Annotated in this window: 8 protein-coding genes; 2 read left to right on the top strand and 6 right to left on the bottom strand. The window is 67.5% G+C overall.

Translation table 11 applies throughout. From position 1 onward, the window contains the following. Window positions 1-310: 310 nt before the first annotated feature. From ABZ293_RS04440 to ABZ293_RS04430, 3 genes are all read right to left on the bottom strand, one after another. A complete protein-coding gene (locus ABZ293_RS04440; protein ID WP_355177296.1) occupies window positions 311-4,762 on the bottom strand; it encodes a lipid II flippase MurJ in 4,452 nt (1,483 codons plus the stop codon). A 184-nt stretch (window positions 4,763-4,946) separates the two neighbouring features. Beyond that, complete coding sequence (locus tag ABZ293_RS04435; protein ID WP_355177295.1) at window positions 4,947-7,667, bottom strand: DUF6049 family protein; 2,721 nt, start codon at window positions 7,665-7,667, stop codon at window positions 4,947-4,949. Continuing rightward, complete coding sequence (locus ABZ293_RS04430) at window positions 7,664-8,200, bottom strand: NUDIX hydrolase (RefSeq protein WP_354960251.1); 537 nt, start codon at window positions 8,198-8,200, stop codon at window positions 7,664-7,666. The genes ABZ293_RS04435 and ABZ293_RS04430 overlap by 4 nt, the downstream gene beginning before the upstream one ends. Before the next feature lie 381 nt (window positions 8,201-8,581). Between ABZ293_RS04430 and ABZ293_RS04425 the strand changes: the two genes are divergently transcribed. After that, window positions 8,582-10,042, top strand: coding sequence for a CCA tRNA nucleotidyltransferase (locus ABZ293_RS04425; RefSeq protein WP_355177837.1), 1,461 nt, complete (start codon window positions 8,582-8,584; stop codon window positions 10,040-10,042). A 79-nt stretch (window positions 10,043-10,121) separates the two neighbouring features. Here the strand turns inward: ABZ293_RS04425 and ABZ293_RS04420 are convergent, their stop codons facing one another. After that, window positions 10,122-10,937: a hypothetical protein gene (locus ABZ293_RS04420; RefSeq protein WP_355177294.1), complete on the bottom strand. Its 816-nt coding sequence runs from the start codon at window positions 10,935-10,937 to the stop codon at window positions 10,122-10,124. A gap of 172 nt (window positions 10,938-11,109) precedes the next feature. Between ABZ293_RS04420 and ABZ293_RS04415 the strand changes: the two genes are divergently transcribed. Next, window positions 11,110-11,499 carry a TOBE domain-containing protein gene (locus ABZ293_RS04415; protein ID WP_355177293.1) on the top strand — a complete coding sequence of 130 codons (390 nt, stop codon included), beginning with the start codon at window positions 11,110-11,112 and terminating at the stop codon, window positions 11,497-11,499. Window positions 11,500-11,603: 104 nt separating this feature from the next. On the opposite strand, the gene ABZ293_RS04410 is transcribed toward ABZ293_RS04415, so the two are convergent. Next, the gene (locus tag ABZ293_RS04410; RefSeq protein ID WP_355177292.1) at window positions 11,604-15,221 is read right to left on the bottom strand and encodes a hydantoinase B/oxoprolinase family protein; all 3,618 of its coding nucleotides are present in this window, start codon (window positions 15,219-15,221) and stop codon (window positions 11,604-11,606) included. A 78-nt stretch (window positions 15,222-15,299) separates the two neighbouring features. Continuing rightward, on the bottom strand, window positions 15,300-16,943 hold the full coding sequence (locus ABZ293_RS04405; RefSeq protein ID WP_355177291.1) for a DUF4185 domain-containing protein: 1,644 nt from the start codon (window positions 16,941-16,943) through the stop codon (window positions 15,300-15,302). Window positions 16,944-16,986: the final 43 nt, after the last annotated feature.

The raw sequence follows: 16,986 nt of genomic DNA, 5'->3' as shown, positions 1-16,986 counted from the left end.
CATCGAGATTTCGCAGCATCCAGGATCGAACAACCAGAACCCGGGAAGCTCCCCTGCTGAGAGCGCGGGATGATCATATCCTCAGTAACGAAATGGCAGCAACCAGAGCAGTCGGGGTGGGGGTGCACGCCGAGTCGGTGCGATATGCCCGGGGGATCTACACCGGCGGGCGAATGCGGGAGCGCGACAACTGGTTTCGCGAGAACGTAGGTAACTCGTCAGGTACGCCCAAAGCACAACGGCACTCGACGGAGGACCTGAACGCGGGCCTAGCGGGTCTTACTGTCCAGTCTGAATATGCGGAGAGCGGTCAAGCTGCGGCGTCGAAGCGGATTTCGGCGATCGAGGTCTGGAACTGGCCACCGGAGTTGCCAAGTCCGGTGATCCACACGAGCACATAGCGGGCCGCCTGATCGGCGTGGACCGGGATCTCGGTGATGCCGTTCTCTAGTCGTGCCGAGCCGATCAACTGGGTCTGGTCCAGCGTCGGCGATGCCGTCGGCGAGGTGCGGATCTCGACCGAGGTGCCCACACTCGGCGAATCGATCGAGACATTGGTCAGCTTGGCCGGACTCGGCAGTGTGGCCAGCAGCCCGACGCCCTTCTTGAGCGCCGGGAACTGCTGGAAGTACTGATCGGTGCGCCAGACGGTGCCCGAATCATGATCGAGCACCGCCCCCGTACCGCCGACATTGTCCGGCGTGCCCTCCGGGGAGAAGACCGTCACACCGGTCACCGGAACCGGCACCCCGCCCGTGGGCGTACCCGCGGTGCCGCCGGTCGTCGGTGCGGGTCCGGGTGAGCTGTTCGTGGTGAGACCGATATTGCGCTGCTCGTTCAGCGGCGCGTCCGAGGCACCCGGTGCGAAGACACTCACCATCCACCAGATGATGATGCCGACGACCAGCGCGGCCAGGATGCCGAGCCCGACCATGATCCACATCATCCGCTGCGAGCGTTCCCGTTCCGCCGCAAGCAATTCCGGATCGGCGAGCGATTCCTCGACGCCGCTCTGCGGACGCTGACCGAGGCGCAGCACCGGGATGAAGTCGGTCTTCTGATCGACCACCGACGCCTGCTCGAGCACGTGCTGCACGGTCGCCGCGGTGCGCACACCCTTATTCGATTCCAGCGAGCGCACCGCGACCGCCGAAATCTCGAACGGCACCTCGGGGCGGATCTGCCGCGGCTCGACGGGAGTTCCGTCCGAGCCGAAATCGGCCAGCCGCAAGCCGCCGACCGTCGCGGCGGTACCGGTCATGCCGCCAGCGCGGATCGGCCAGCGCGCAGTCATCAGCGCGTAGAGCATGGCGCCGAGGCCGCGCACATCGGACTGCGCGTCGGAATCGGACAGGGTGCCGGGGAATGCGAGCACCGCATCACCGGTCGCGCTGATCCGGACCCGATCCGGATGGTCGATGGACAGCGAACCACCGCCGCGGTGCGCCAGCTCGGCGGCCGAGGCCAGTGCCCGGATGGCTCTGGCGGCACCGATCGGCGACGGCACCGTCTCGGCCATTTCGCGCAGCGACCGGCCCGGCGTCCACTCGGCCACCACGATGCCGCCGGAGCTGCCGCGCACCACATCCAGTACGCGGGCCAGGCCCGGCGAGTTGATCCGGCCGAGGCGCAGCGTGCGCGACAGGATGGCCTGCGGACCGTCGTGGCCGGAGTTGTCGGTGGCCTTCTGATCGGCGTCGACGAAGGTGAGCGCGACCTCGCGGTCGAGCTTGATATCGAGCGCCTGCCAGAATTTGAGCCCACGGGAACCGCCGTGACTGGCCAGCAGCCGGTAGCGGCCGCCCGCGACCGATGCGCCCGGCATCAGCTTGGGGCCGCGCGGTGTACGTCGACCGGCCGGATCGCCGCCGCCCATCGGCGGCAGCTGCGGCGGGATCGGGATCATCCCGGTGTCGTACATCGGATCGCGCTGCGGCGCCTCCCGCGGTTGCTCACCGGATCCGGACCCCGAATCGTGCCCCGGCGGACCCTCGGCCGCCTGGTTCGCGTATGCGGGATCGGAGGCCTCCCCGGTGGACGGAACATCTGTGGAGAGCCCGCCTGCCTTGGTCGCAGCGGATTCGGCGGCTGGGACGCCGCCCAGCGCCGCGTCGTCGCTCACCCTCGTTCCTCCTTCGCCCTGAGATGTCGAAGTTCCGGCGAACTCGTCACTTGTGCTTCTCTGCCGAACAGGGTACGGGAACTCACCCATACCGGTGCTGTCAACGGTGTGAGCTCTGATCACGGGCAGCACCATGGTCTGGGCATCCATGTACGGGTCGAAGCCCGGGTATGCCACATACGGCTCGGGCCGCCGGAACACCTGCGTCGCGTATTCGTCCTCGACCGGACCATCGAGGTCGAGATCCGGTGCGGGCGGGGTGAAGCCGAGGCGCCGCGAGATGGCCACGGTGATCGCGACGATCTCTGGAATACCAGCGAGTCGCATGAGCCCGAACGCGACCGCGAACATGACGATCGCCGATATCGTCACCCGGATCAGCGAACCCGGTCCGCCGGAGAGCCGGTCCAGCCCGAGCACCTTGTCCACGATGAGCATGACCGCGCCGCCCGCGATCGAGGCGAGCAGGACGCGGGTCACCGTGCGTCCGACATTGACCATGCGCAGATCGCCGAGACTCCGATGCAGCAGATAGCCGCCGATGATGGCACCGGCGAGGAAGCCGAGGCCGGTCGCGACACCGAGGATGATCACGACCTGATCGCTGCTGCTCGCCAGGAACGGTGCCAGCGCCGAGAACAGGATCTTGATCGTGGTGATGCCGAGGATGATCCAGGTCGGGGTCCAGGCCTGCTCCCTGGCGTAGAAGACGCGCAGGTGGATCAGCACCAGTGAGTACGGGATCAGTGCGAAGGCCGACCAGCTCACCGCCTCACCGAGGCGTTCGGCGTCACCGGAGAAGCGGGCGTAGCCGAACAGCGCCTCGCCGACCTGTGGTCCGGCCAGCGTCAGGAAGGTGACGACCGGGACCAGGGCGATCATCGTCAACCGGGTCGCGACGGAGAGATCGTCCACCACGGCCGGGGTGTCGTCGGCGGCCGCATTGCGGCTCAGCCGCGGCATGATCGCGGTCAGCAGCGTGACACCGAGTACGCCGTATGGCAATTGGAGCAGCAGCCAGGCGTTGGTGTAGATCGCCGGTCCGGCCGCATCGGCCGCCGAGGCGATGTGGTTCGAGACGATCAGACCCACCTGGCTGATCACCACGTACACGATGATGGCCGAGCCCATCTTGCCGAACTGCCTGAGTCGCGCGTCGATGCCCCACAGCGGGCGCAGATCGATATTGTTGCGCCGGATCGCGGGCAGCAGGCTCAGCGCCTGGGTGGCGACGCCGAGGGTGATGCCGCCACCGAGGACCAGCAGTTTCGGATCACTCATCCGGACCGGATCCAGGGTTATCTCACCCGGTGTCAGGGCATAGAGGGCCAGTACGACCAGCACGACGACGTTATTGAGCACGGGTGCCCAGGCGCCCGGTTTGAAGTTCTGCCGGGTATTCAGGATCGCCGTGAACAGCGCCGACATGCCGTAGAAGAGGATGGCGGGTACCAGCAGATAGGTCAGCGCCGTCGTCAGCTCGGTATTGACCTTGCCGTCGGAGGAGACGAATACCCGGGTCGCCAGCACCGGCGTTGCCGCGGCGGCGAACAGCGTGGCGGCGGCGAGTACCGCGAAGGCGGCGGTCACCAGCCTGCGGACGAAGGCGGCGCCGCCATCGTCGTCCTCTTGTTCGGCGCGTACCAGCGTCGGCACCACCATCGCGGTGAGCACCGCACCGAGCACGAGCTCGGTGATCATATTCGGGATCAGGTTGGCCGAGGTGTAGGCACTGGCGATGGCCGGGCCGAGCGCGGTCAGCAACAGCAGCTGTTTGCCGAATCCGGTGACCCGGCTGATCAGGGTCGCGATCGCGATCGAACCGGAGTCGCGCAGCAGTCGCGAACTAGCGCTCTGCTTGGTTTCGGTGGCGACCTGCTGCGCGGCGGGTTCGGCGGGCCATTCCTGGGTGCGTGGACGGCTGCCCGGCTCCCGGGGCGGGCGCTGTTGTTCCACCGGTGGCTGCCGATCGACATGCGGTCGTTCGATCGGTGGCTGCCGCGTCACGGCGGGCTGCGGCGGCGGTGTCTGATAGCTCGGCCGCGGCGCCTGATAGTTCGGCGGCGGCGCGAAACGCTGGGGTGGCACCCGCGGCGGCTGCCCCTGCGGTCCGGGGGCCGGCTGGCCGGGCGGCATCGGGCGCGGGCGAGCCGGGCCGGGTGGTGGTCCGGCCGGGTATTGGCGCTGGCCCGGATGCGATTGCTGGCCCGGATGTGGCCGGGGGTCGGGGTATTGCTGGCCGTCCGGGTGCTGCTGGGGCCGGGGCCCCGGCCGCTGCGGCGGCGCCGGTTGGCGGGGCAATGCGCCCGACGGTGGCGCCATCGGTCCGGTAGGCGGCGGCGCGGGTTGACGAGGCAGTGCACCCGACGGCGGCGCCATCGGTCCGGTGGGCGGCTGGACGACGCGCGGTCCCGGGCGGGCCGGTGGTACCGGCCGCGGCGGCTGGCCGGGGCGGCTCACCTGGGGGACGCGCGGTGCATCGCCGTAGTGGTCATCGGGAGTCATATCCGCGTCCTCCGGTTCTTCCGGTGACTGCGCCAGGCGCCGCTCCCAGGGTGCCGCGGGCGCCCGGCGGGCCTGGGGTCCGTCGGGCCGATCAACAGGTCGTTGCCGATGAGCGGATAGATCATCGTCGCTCATCGTGCCTCCTGCGCCATGCTGTCCCCCCGCCACCCGGCCGATGGCGTCCAGGGTGTTACGCGATTGTCCTCCACGATGCCATGACAGGTGCGGTGTCGGTACCGATCAGGGGCGGCCGACTGCTTGCGGGTCGGTCGAACAGACTCAGCGACGACAGCCGAGCACAAGCGAGGTGTCGTCGTCCTCATCTCGCCTCCTGCTGCTCCTGCTGTCGTAGTACGCGCTGGCGCGCTCGCCGATACCTGTTCACCCGGCGCCGGGTGCCGGGATCGAATCCTTCGTCGGCCGGATCCGGCTGTCCGCGGAACCGGCGCCACAACCGGCGCCCAGCCAACAGGAACAGCAGTATTCCGGCACACGCCGTAATTATCGCCAAGGTCTGACCGTAGGCGTTCGAACGCACCGAGACCGAGGTGGGATTGCCGAGAGCGACACCGTCGGGCGTGGTAAGGGAGATCGGAATGACCAGGTTACGGCTATCACTGACCTCGGTCGGAATCTGGAACGACCGGCTCCCGGTGGGCGGCAGTGTCTCCTCGCCGGGATCGGTGATCTTCGTCTCCGTCGGCGCCTCGATCCGGAACCTGATCCGGATCGCGACCGGCAGCTCGTTGCGTGCGACCAATAGCAATGGGCTCTGTTCGGAGGCCAGCGTATACACCCCGCCGGGCGGCAACACCGTGACCGAACCATAGAGCCGGTCCATCGTGCGCGTCGTCTGGTCGAGGCGGCGCTGGGCATAGGTGTCCGGCTGCGCCGAATCGCCGGTGCGGCGGTCCGAGAGCGTCAGTACGCGCAGCAGGTCGTCGCGCAGCGGGGTCAGGAATTGGCGCGGTGTCGGCTCGTTCTCGGGCACCTCGACGAGTGCGCGCATGAGTTCGGTGATCCGGCGACCCTGGTCGCGGACCGCGGGTACCAAGCGATCCGGGACGGCGTCGTGGGCGGCCTGCGGCAGATAGTCGGGTTCGTGCGGCTGCGCGTCGGGCGGCTCGGCGACCAACTCGGCGAGCGTGCGCGGGGTGGCGAGATTGTTGCGCAGCAGCAGCTCGACCTGTTTGAGGATGGCAGCGGCCTCTTCCCGGTTCGCGCCCCACTGCTGCGGTGGCACCAGCAATAGCGAACGCGGGCGGTTCGGCTCCGGGTTCAGCGCGGTCCAGGTGATGGCGCCCAATGCGTCCTGCAGCCGGGCCATCCGGGAGTCGTTGGTGACGTCGTAGCGCACCCGGGACGGGGTGAACGACGGTGTCGGCGGGTTGGAGCCGACCGCGGCGAGGGCGGTCGCGGACCAGATGTCGAAGGTCGCCGCGTGCAAGGCCGGATCGGCGGGCGGGGTTGCCGGTAGGGCCGCGGCACCGGCGGGCGGCGTGCTCGAAGTGGTTGCGCCGGGCGCGGATGTGCTGGTAGCGGATGTGCTGGGCGTCGCGCTCGGCTGCGGCTCCGGTGGCGCCTCCGCCGTACCGTTCGGCGGGACCGGCACCGGGGCGATTTCGGCGAGGCGCACCACATCGGGCGTGCTCGTCTCCGGCAGCGGCGGACTCGTGGTGTAGGTCTGGTTGGCGGTGCTCTGATTGCCGTTGATACGTCCGTTGGTCGCCGGCTGTTGCGACGCCGCGGTGGTACCGGCGGTGCCGAGCGGGGCGGCGGCGGTGTCGGCCAGTACCGCGGTTCCGAAACCGTGGCTGCGCAACAACATTCCCGCGCTGGCATCGATCGAGCCGGAATCGGGCACGCTCACCCCGCGCACCGATTTGGTGGCCAGGATCGAGTCGACGATATCGGCGGGTGCGTCCAGCGCGCGGGCGGACAGGTCGGGATCGTTGACTGCGGCCAGTGCCGTCACATCGACCTGCGCGAACGGCAGTGCGACCGTGCAGACCGAGGCCGCGACCGCGCGCAGCCGGTCCAGCCAGGTCTGGGCCTGATCGGCACCGGAGCCCGCCCTGGTCGCGCCGTCCGGATCGGACGGGCTGGCCAGCACGCGATAGCCCTTGGTCATGGCCTGTGCGGTGATCAGCAGATCGGGATCGACCGCGACGCAGACCGCCGAGGTCAGCGTCCGATCGCGGGTGGCCGGATTGGTGCCGAGTACCGATTCCAATGCGCCGAGCAACTGGTCGAGGCGCCCGCCCTTGCCAAGGGATGCGGCCAATTCGTCATCGGTGAGCTCGGCCTTCCCATTGACCGAGCCGGGGACGCCCGCCACCAGTCGCGGACGGTCGGCAAGCGGCCACAGCAGCGTCGTCGCGACCGGCGCATCGGGCGCCGGCTGGGCCGCGGCACCGGAGGCGTCGGCCGCAGGCGGGACGCCGAGTACCGGGAGCAGGAACCGGGCGTCGTCGAGGCGTGCCTGTGTGCCGTAGGCCGGTTCCCCGTTGACGTTCAGCAGCAGCGGATAGACGCCGGGCTTGGTGATGTCGAGGGCGGCGGAGCTGGCGGACCGCAGCGCGATGCTGATCGTGAACTGTTTGCGCTGCCCGGGACTCAAACGTTCGGCGATGTCCTCGAACGGGCCGGTCACGTCGTAGTTGACCTGGTCGAGCCGCAGTGTCGAGCGCAGCGCGCTCGGTGTCGCGACCGCGGCGGCGCGTTGGATGCGGACGCTGATGTCCTCGACCACCCGATCGCCGATATTGGTCACGGTGCCCGCGACCGTGAGGGTGGGGTCGCTGGTCGTGGTCACCGCGGACGGATTCACCGAATCCAGGGTCAGCTTCAGGAATTTCGGCGACGACGAACTATTCGGCGTCGTCGGCTGAGCGGTGGCGTGCTGGGCGATCAGCACCGGTAGCGCCGTCGCCGAGCCGAGAATGGTCAGGACCGCCACGATGATCCGGAACAGGCCCACCCGTCGCCCGGCCACCACCCCCAACGGAATCGCTGCGCGATGCCGAAAAGTCTGGGTCATCGCTTGCCGGTCTCCATCCGGTCGATCATCCGGTTCGCCACTTCGGCGAGGCGCCGCTCGTCGGCGTAGGCCAGCCGAGAATCCAGTTCGCTCAATGGAACCCATGCGACCTGTGTGACCTCGACATCGGCGTCGGAGAGTTCACCACCGATGGAGCGCAGCAGATAATGATGCACGGTCTTGTGTACCCGGCGACCCTCGGTGACGAACCAGTAATCGATGCTGCCGAGTTCGGCGACCACGATTCCGTTGATTCCGGTCTCCTCGGCGACCTCGCGGATCGCGGTCTGCTCGGGCGTCTCCCCCTCTTCGATGTGTCCCTTGGGCAGCGACCACAGCAGTCTGCCACGCCGATCGGTCCGCCCGATCAGCGCCGCACTGCGATTCTCGCTCGGCCCGTCCAACCCGTCGACGACAAGTCCACCCGCCGAGGTTTCCCGTACCGTGCGCATGCGCGGTTTCGCCGCGTTGGCGGCCGAACCGCGGCGCCGGGGCTGGCGGCGTCGACTGTTCGCGCGATCGGCCGGAGACACCACGCAATCCTACTGTGCTGAATTGCCACGCCTCCGGCGCGGCGTGTTGGCGGCCCTGAATGTCAGCATCGCGTAGCGATTCGATGTGGGGTGGTGGTTGGGCGACGGGTGGGCCTCGCGTCCGAGCCGTCGAGACTCGCGCCTGCGGCGCATGCGCTTCGACGGCGCGGCGCGAAACGGGCTGCGAACTCCACGTTCGTAAGAGTCGCTTCGTGGTGGCTGAGCATCGCGAGCTGGTGTTGTGCCGTTCCGGCGGTGCTGGGTCTTCACGGGCGGCAGACGATAGCCAGCCTGCCGCATGCGTTTGGCCTTATATATCTGTGGCGGCTGCGCGGGTTGCGCTGGAATATCGGTTGGGCGGGCTCGGTAAGCTGCTACTTCGTGGTTTCGCCCAAGTCCGAGGATGCAGCGTTGGATCGACGTACCCGATTGCTGGCCGCGGCCGCGGTCACGCTCGGACGGCTATCCGATGTGCTGACGCCATTGGGCGAGTTGTTCGCCGCGCGCGGTCATGAGCTGTACCTGGTCGGGGGCAGTGTGCGCGACGCCGTGCTCGGGCGGCTGGGGACCGATCTGGATTTCACCACCGATGCCAGGCCGGAGCAGGTGCAGGAGTTGCTGCGCGGCTGGGCCGATCATCTGTGGGATACCGGTGGGCTGGCCTTCGGCACGGTGAGCGCGTCGAAGGCCGATCAGCAATTGGAGATCACCACCTTTCGCAGCGATACCTATGACCGGGTGTCGCGCAATCCCGAGGTGACCTTCGGTGATTCGCTCGCGGGCGATCTGGTGCGCCGCGATTTCACGGTCAACGCGATGGCGGTGAAGATCGGGGCCGAGGGGTCGCTGGAGTTCGTCGATCCGCTGGGCGGCATGGACGCGCTGCTCGCCGGAATGCTGGATACCCCGGCGGCGCCGGAGGATTCGTTCCATGACGATCCGCTGCGGATGCTGCGCGCGGCGCGCTTCGTCGCGCAACTCGGCTTCGAATTGCAGCCGCGGGTGCGGGCCGCGATCACCGCGATGGCGGGTGAGATCGAGCGGATCACCGCCGAGCGGGTGCGCACCGAACTGGATAAACTCATCGCCTCCGCACATCCGATCGACGGCATCAACGTCATGTGCGAGACCGGTCTGGCCCAGCTGGTGCTGCCCGAGGTGCCCGCGATGAAGCTGGAGATCGACGAGCACCACCAGCACAAGGATGTGTACTGGCATTCGCTCACCGTGCTGCAGCAGGCCATCGACCTGGAGGAAGGCGATCCGGACCTGGTGCTGCGCTGGGCCGCGCTGCTGCACGATATCGGCAAGCCCGATACCAAGCGCAATGAACCGGGCGGCGGCGTCAGCTTCCACCACCATGAGGTGGTCGGCGCGAAGATGGTGCGCAAGCGGATGCGAGCGCTCAAGTATCCCAAGCAGTTCACCGAGGACGTGGCGCGACTGGTGTTCCTGCACTTGCGTTTTCACGGCTATGGCAAGGGGCAGTGGACCGATTCGGCGGTGCGCCGCTATGTCACCGACGCCGATGATCTGCTGCCCCGGCTGCACAAACTGGTTCGCGCCGACTGCACCACCCGCAATAAGCGCCGGGCCGCCGCGCTGCGCGCCACCTACGACGAGCTGGAGTCGCGCATCGCCCGGCTGCAGGAGCAGGAGGATCTGGATCGGGTCCGCCCGGATCTGGACGGCAACGCGATCATGGAACTGCTCGGCATTCCCGCGGGGCCCGAGGTCGGCAAGGCGTGGCGGTACCTGAAGGAGCTGCGGCTGGACCGCGGACCGCTCAGCCGGGACGAGGCCGAGGCCGCGCTGCTGGAATGGTGGAAGTCCCAGGCCTGAATGTCCCGGTGCTGAATGTCGCAGGGCTGAATGTCGCAGGGCTGAATGTCGCAGGGCGGAAACGGGATTCGCTGCTCGGTCAGAAGACGATCAGCGTGGTCCCGGCCACGATCGCCGAGCGGATCTGCGCCAGCTCGAATGAGCCGGTGATCTGCGGCAGTTCGACCCGGAAGCGCACCAGATCGCCCTCGCGGGTGGCGTGCACGATGCGCGCGTCATTCGGCAGCCGATCCAGCAGGAGAGCCGGGACGGCCAGGATATTTCGCGGTATCCGCATGCCCGACCAGCTCGCCCGCTGGATCTCGACGGTCACCAGGTTGTCGCGCACCTGCGCCTCCACCAATGCGGTGATGCGGCGGCGTCGATGCTTCGCCCGGATCAGTCCACTCGCGTCGATGCCGAGCTGCCAGTCCGGCTGTTGGGTATTGAGCCAGCCGACCAGCGCCTTGGTAGTGACGGTCCCGTTCAGGTCCAGCTGCTGTACCCGCACCTTGGTCGGCACGCCGGGCACCAGGCGGACCCCGTGCGCGATCACGGTGACGTGTTCGATCGGGTGATTGTCCCAGCGCATCCTGGACAGCACGGTCTTGGTCTGGAAATGCGCGCCGCGGCGGCGCACCTTGAGTACCTGCAGCGTCGCGTGCAGGTCGTGGCCGAGCAGGGTGGCGCTGACCTCCTGGCCACCGAACCGGCTGAGAATGCCCTCACTCAGCACGGTCATCAGCACGTCCGGCATCAATGCGGTGACTGTGCCCGCACCGAGGTCGGCCACCGGATCGACCCAGGCGGTGGTGAACGAGAGCCACTGCTCCAGCAACGATTGGTCGAGAAGTCGCTTCCCCAAGTCGACGGCCCGCATCGGTGACCATGACGTCGGATCGAAATACGTGGCCATGATTGCTCCGAGCGTACTTGGCGTCGGCGAACACGACCATGCTCGCGGCTGTGACGAAGTGGCCAATAGTGCGTATCTACGGAATGACATGGCCAAATGCGGCGGCGATTCTGTCCGTATCTACGGATCGATACGCTTATTTCATCCGTATTTGCGGAACTATGCTGACGCGGTGGAGACTCTCCGGATACGTGATGCGGCCGAACTGCTCGGTGTCGGCGATGACACCGTGCGGTGCTGGATCGATTCCGGAGCACTGGCGGCGGCACAGGATGCCTCCGGCCGTCCGGTGATCGAGGGCGAGGAGTTGGCGGCCCTGGCCGTCGAACAGGCTCGGACTCGCTTCGGCGGTGCCGGTTCGGCGCGCAATCGGTTTCCCGGATTGGTTACCCATGTGGTGGCCGATACGGTCATGGCTCGGGTGCAGATGCAATGCGGACCGTTCACAGTGGTGGCGTTGATGAGCAGCGAGGCGGTGCGCGAGCTCGGACTGGAGCCGGGCAGTGTGGCGATGGCGAGCGTGACGGCGAACGCGGTCGCGGTCGCAACGTCCGCCGAATGAGACTGTCGTGACCCCCATCCGGAAATCTGAAAGCCCTTGCCGGACTGCGGCCCGCTGTGCCAGGTGGTGGCCAGGCGCCTCGACATCGGCCGCGTCAGCCAGCTTCAGCTACCGTATCCCCCACCGCCGGGTGTCTCGATGACCAGCACATCACCGGAATTCAACTGCGCCGAATCTGCGCCGCGCAACTCCTGCACCGTGCCGTCCGCACGCTCGATCCGGTTGCGGCCCATGGCCCCCGGCGCGCCGCCCGCCATGCCATAGGGCGGCACTCGTCGATGACTCGACAGCGTCGACACCGTGACCGCCTCGGTGAACCGCAGTCGGCGCACCGCACCATCACCGCCGTGCCATCGACCCGCGCCGCCGCTGCCCGTGCGCACCGAGAATTCCTCGAGCAGTACCGGCAGCCGCCACTCCAGCACCTCCGGGTCGGTGAGCCGGGAGTTGGTCATATGGGTCTGGACCACCGGCGCGCCGTCGAATCCGTCGCCAGCGCCGGAACCGGAACCGATCGTCTCGTAGTACTGGCTGCGGTCATTGCCGAAGGTGACATTGTTCATCGTGCCCGATCCCTCGGCCTGCACCCCGAGCGCCGCGTACAGCGCACCGGTAATCGCCTGGGAGGTCTCGACATTGCCAGCGACGACCGCGGCGGGCGGTTCGGGCGCGAGCATCGAGCCGGGCGGCACGATGATCTTCAGCGGGCGCAGGCAGCCGTCGTTGAGCGGGATATCGTCTGCGACCAGTGTGCGGAAGACATAGAGGACCGCCGCGTTCGCCACGGCATAGGGTGCGTTGAAATTACCGTCCAGCTGCGCCGAGGTGCCACTGAAATCGATGGTGGCGCTGCGGTTTTCCCGATCAACGGTGACCCGGACGTGAATGATGGCACCGAGATCGGTCTCGTAGGCGTATTCGCCGTCGTCGAGCGCGTCGATGACGCGGCGCACCGATTCCTCCGCATTGTCCTGCACGTGACGCATATACGCCTCGACGACATCGAGCCCGAAGTGCTCGATCATCTTCCCGACCTCGTCGACTCCCTTGGCATTGGCGGCGATCTGCGCACGCAGATCGGCGAGATTGGTGGCCGGATTGCGGGATGGATAGGGCGCTTCGGTGAGCAACCGGAAGGTCTGCGCCTCCCGGAACCGGCCGTTCTCCACGAGCAGCCAGTTGTCGAAGATGACCCCCTCCTCCTCGATGCGACGGCTGTTCGCCGGCATCGAGCCGGGGGCGATGCCGCCGATCTCCGCGTGATGGCCGCGCGAGGCGACATAGAAGAGGATCTGGGTGCCCGCGGTGTCGAATACCGGCGTGATCACCGTGACATCGGGTAGATGGGTGCCGCCGTGGTAGGGATCGTTGACGGCGTAGGTGTCGCCGGGGCGCATCGTCTCCCCGGATTGCCTGCGCCGGATGACCTCCTTGACGCTGGTGCCCATCGATCCGAGATGTACCGGAATATGCGGCGCGTTGGCGACGAGATTGCCGTCGGGATCGAACAGCGCGCACGAGAAGTCCAGGCGCTCTTTGATGTTCACCGATTGAGCGGTCGACTCCAGTCGCGCGCCCATCTGTTCGGCGATCGACATGAACAGATTGTTGAAGACCTCCAGCAGCACCGGATCCGCCTCGGTACCGGCCTGCGGTCCGGTCGCCACCGCAACCCGTTCCATGATCAGATGCCCGAGCTCGTTCAGCACCGCCTGCCAGCCGTCGTCGACGACCGTGGTGGAGTTGTCCTCGGTAATGACGGCGGGTCCGAGTACCGCCTTACCGGGTACCAATTCCGCACGCCGGTAGAGGAATATCTTGCGCCAAGCGCCGTCGGTGTGCAGCCGCACGGACTCCGGCTCGCCGGTGGCCGCGCGTCCGGCCAGATCGGCCAGATCGGCCAGATCGGGTGGTTCGGTGAGTCCGGTCGCCTCGACCGAAAGCGCCTCGATGACGATCGGGCGGTCCAGTACGAAGGAGTAGGTCTTGCGATGGCGCTCGACGAAATCCGCTGCCATGCTCGCCGGTTCGGTGAGTGCCACGGTCAGCGTGGTATCGGTGCCGTCATAGCGCAGCTGGGCGCGGCGCGCGACGCGCACCCGGTGTAGGGGCACATCCTCGCCGAGTAGTTCCGCGCGGGCGAGGGCCTCCAGATCGTCGGCGATTTCGCCGACGCGCGACATGGACTCATCGCGCAGCGGCAATTCCACCGATCGCTCCCGCATGGCGGTGGTATCGGCCAGACCGATGCCGAGCGCTGAGAGCACACCGGCCATCGGCGGCACCACCACGGTGCGGATGCCGAGGGAATCGGCCACCTTGCAGGCGAGTTGACCGCCCGCGCCGCCGAAGGTGGTCAGCGCGTACCGGGTGACATCGTGGCCCTTCTGCACCGAGATCCGCTTGATCGCGGCGGCGATATTGGCGACCGCGATCTCGAGATAGCCCTCGGCGACCTGCTCCGGGGTGCGATCGTCACCGGTGCTTTCGGCGATTTCGCTGGCCAATTCCGCGAATCGGTCGCGGACCAGCGCATCGTCGAGCGATTGATTGCCGCTCGGACCGAAAACCCTTGGAAAGTACTCGGATTGGATGCGCCCGAGCATGACGTTGGCATCGGTGACGGTCAGCGGTCCGCCGCCGCGGTAACAGGCGGGTCCCGGTACCGCGCCAGCGGAATCGGGGCCGACCCGGTAGCGGCTGCCGTCGAAGTGCAGGATCGAGCCGCCGCCCGCCGCGACCGTGTGGATATCGAGCATCGGCGCGCGCAGCCGGACCCCGGCGATCCGAGTGGTGAAGACCCGCTCGTATTCGCCTGCGAAATGCGAGACATCCGTGGAGGTTCCGCCCATATCGAATCCGATGACGCGGTCGAATCCGGCGAGTTCGGACATCCGCACCATGCCGACGATGCCGCCCGCCGGACCCGACAGGATGGCGTCCTTACCGCGGAACTGGCCCGCCTCGGTGAGTCCGCCATTGGACTGCATGAACATCAGCCGCACGCCGGTGAGCTGGTCGGCGACCTGCTGGACGTAGCGGCGCAGCACCGGCGAGAGATAGGCGTCCACCACCGTGGTGTCCCCGCGCGGCACCAGCTTCATCAGCGGGCTGACCTCGCTGGACAGCGAGATCTGCGGAAATCCGATATCGCGGGCGACGCGGCCGATCGCCTGTTCGTGCGCGGGATACAGGTGCGAATGCATACAGACCACGGCAATGGCGCGAATACCGGTGTCGTACAGCGGCTTCAGTGCCTCGGCCAGCGCGTCCAGGTTCGGCGGAGTCAGCACCGTGCCATCGGCCGCGACACGTTCATCCACCTCGATCACGTGCTCGTGCAATAGTTCCGGCAGCACGATCTCCCGCGCGAAGATCTGCGGGCGATTCTGGTAGGCGATGCGCAGCGCGTCGCGAAACCCCCTGGTGATCACCAGCACGGTGCGTTCGCCCTTGCGCTCGAGCAGGGCGTTGGTGGCGACCGTGGTACCCATCCGGACGGCTTCGATATCGGCGTCGCCCTGCCCCGCGTCCGCGAGGATTTCGCGAATGCCCGCCACCGCGGAGTCGTCGTAGCGCGCCGGATTCTCCGAGAGCAGCTTGTGGGTGACGAGCCTGCCGTCGGGTCGCCTGGCCACCACATCGGTGAAGGTGCCGCCCCGATCGATCCAGAACTGCCAGCCCGGTCCGTCCGCCGGGCGCGCGGTGGCGCTGCCCGTCACCGGAGCCGCCTGTGCTGAATGCGCTGGTCGATCACATGCGCACCATACCGAACCGCGGTCGGTCCGACCCGATCGCGATCAGTGCGGCGGATCGAGTTTCGCGTGCATGAGATACACGTTGTAGGAATCCCACGCCGAGATGGTGAAGTACAGATCTTCCGCCGTGGACCACGGATGGATGAAGCCGCCGTAGGCCTTCGGATAGTCGTCGGTCGAGACCAGCGCGACGCCATCGGTCCACGCACCCTGCGGCGTCGCCGCGGTGCGCAGCACGATCGCACCGCGGGCGGAGTCGAGGTAGGCCATCTGCCACTGCTTGCTGTCCTTGTCGAACCGCACCGACAGTTCGCTGGCCATGCCGAGAACCAAAGGCGTGGCCTGGTTTTCGGCGCACGGGGCCCAGCTGCCGCCGACCCAGTACTGATAGGCCGATTTGTTGAGCACCTCGGTCTTCGGCACCCTGGCCAGGCCGATCACACCGATCCGGCCATTGGGCGTACCGAACATGTAGACGTAATCGCCCTGCGGCACCATGGCCGCCACCTGGAAGCGGCCGAGTCCGAAGAAGTTGTCCCACTTGGCATGTTGGTCCTTGACCCAGGTGCGGCCATTGTCGTCGGAGTATGCGAGTCCGCCGTAGTTGGTCGACCACATGCCCGGGATCCGGCTCCAGTGATTCACCGACATATAGCTCATGAACTGGCGCTTTCCGATCGCGAACCCGGAGGTCGGAATGGTCGTCGTCTCCCAGTTCTTGATCTTGCGGCTGGACAGCAATTCGGCCGCGTGACAGCGGCTGTCCTGCACCATGGTGTCGATGCCGAGGCCATCGGCAAGGTCGTGGTCGGTGCTGTAGCCGAGCACATTGCTGCGCCAATCCGGGCCGCCGACGCCGCCGCTCTGCCAGCCCTCGCCGAAGGTGTCGCCGAAGGCGACGGCGACCTCGCCGGGTTTGGTCTCCCACATGATCCCGAGATCGGTGCCGTCGACCTGCCAGCGCATATCGGTGCGATTCTGCGAACCGTGTCCGGTCACCTGACCTACCAGATCCACCGATTCCACCAGCGGCGGGGCAACAGCCGCGGCCAACGGCCCCGGCTCGATCGGGTGCACGATCGGCGGCGGCGCGGGCTGCGGTTCGACTCCGTCACGGCCGGGCACCGGGATCGGAATGGGCTCGATCTCCGGGCGGATCTCTATGCGCGGCAGCTGGATCGATGCAGAACCGGAGCTGGATCCGGATCCGGAACCCGAACTCGAACCGGATCCGGAACCCGAGCTGGACCCGGTGTTGGGTGCGGTATTCGGTTCCGGATCGGTGGCGGGCTCCGGTGGTTTCGGGGTGTCGCGCACATCCGGGCACGGGTTGCGGCACGGGTCATCGGGCAGCGGCTCCGGATCGATCCGGGTGTTGTCCGGCGGTGGGTCGGGCACCGGCACCGGTGTGATCTCCGGAACCGGCACCGGGATATCGATCTGCGGGGGCAGCTGTGGGAGCGGCGGAGGCGGCGGTGCGTTCGGATCCGGGGCCCGGTTCAATGGATCGAATCCGATCTCGCCGCAACTGTTCACCGGCGGCGGCGCCCACGGATACTGCGCGGCCTGCGCGACGGGCGTCGGTATGGTCAGCGCCCCGGCCAGCAGTAGGCCGAACAACGCGGGTGCACAGGGATAGGTGGCCGCCGCCGCGAATACCCGCGTACTGGTCGGCCGAGATCCCATGTCTTGTTGGCTCCCTGTCGATTCGGGTCGATGGAAGATCAAG

The organism is Nocardia sp. NPDC005998 (assembly GCF_040614395.1).
Classification (GTDB): domain Bacteria; phylum Actinomycetota; class Actinomycetes; order Mycobacteriales; family Mycobacteriaceae; genus Nocardia.
This window is presented reverse-complemented; position numbering and strand designations above follow the sequence as displayed.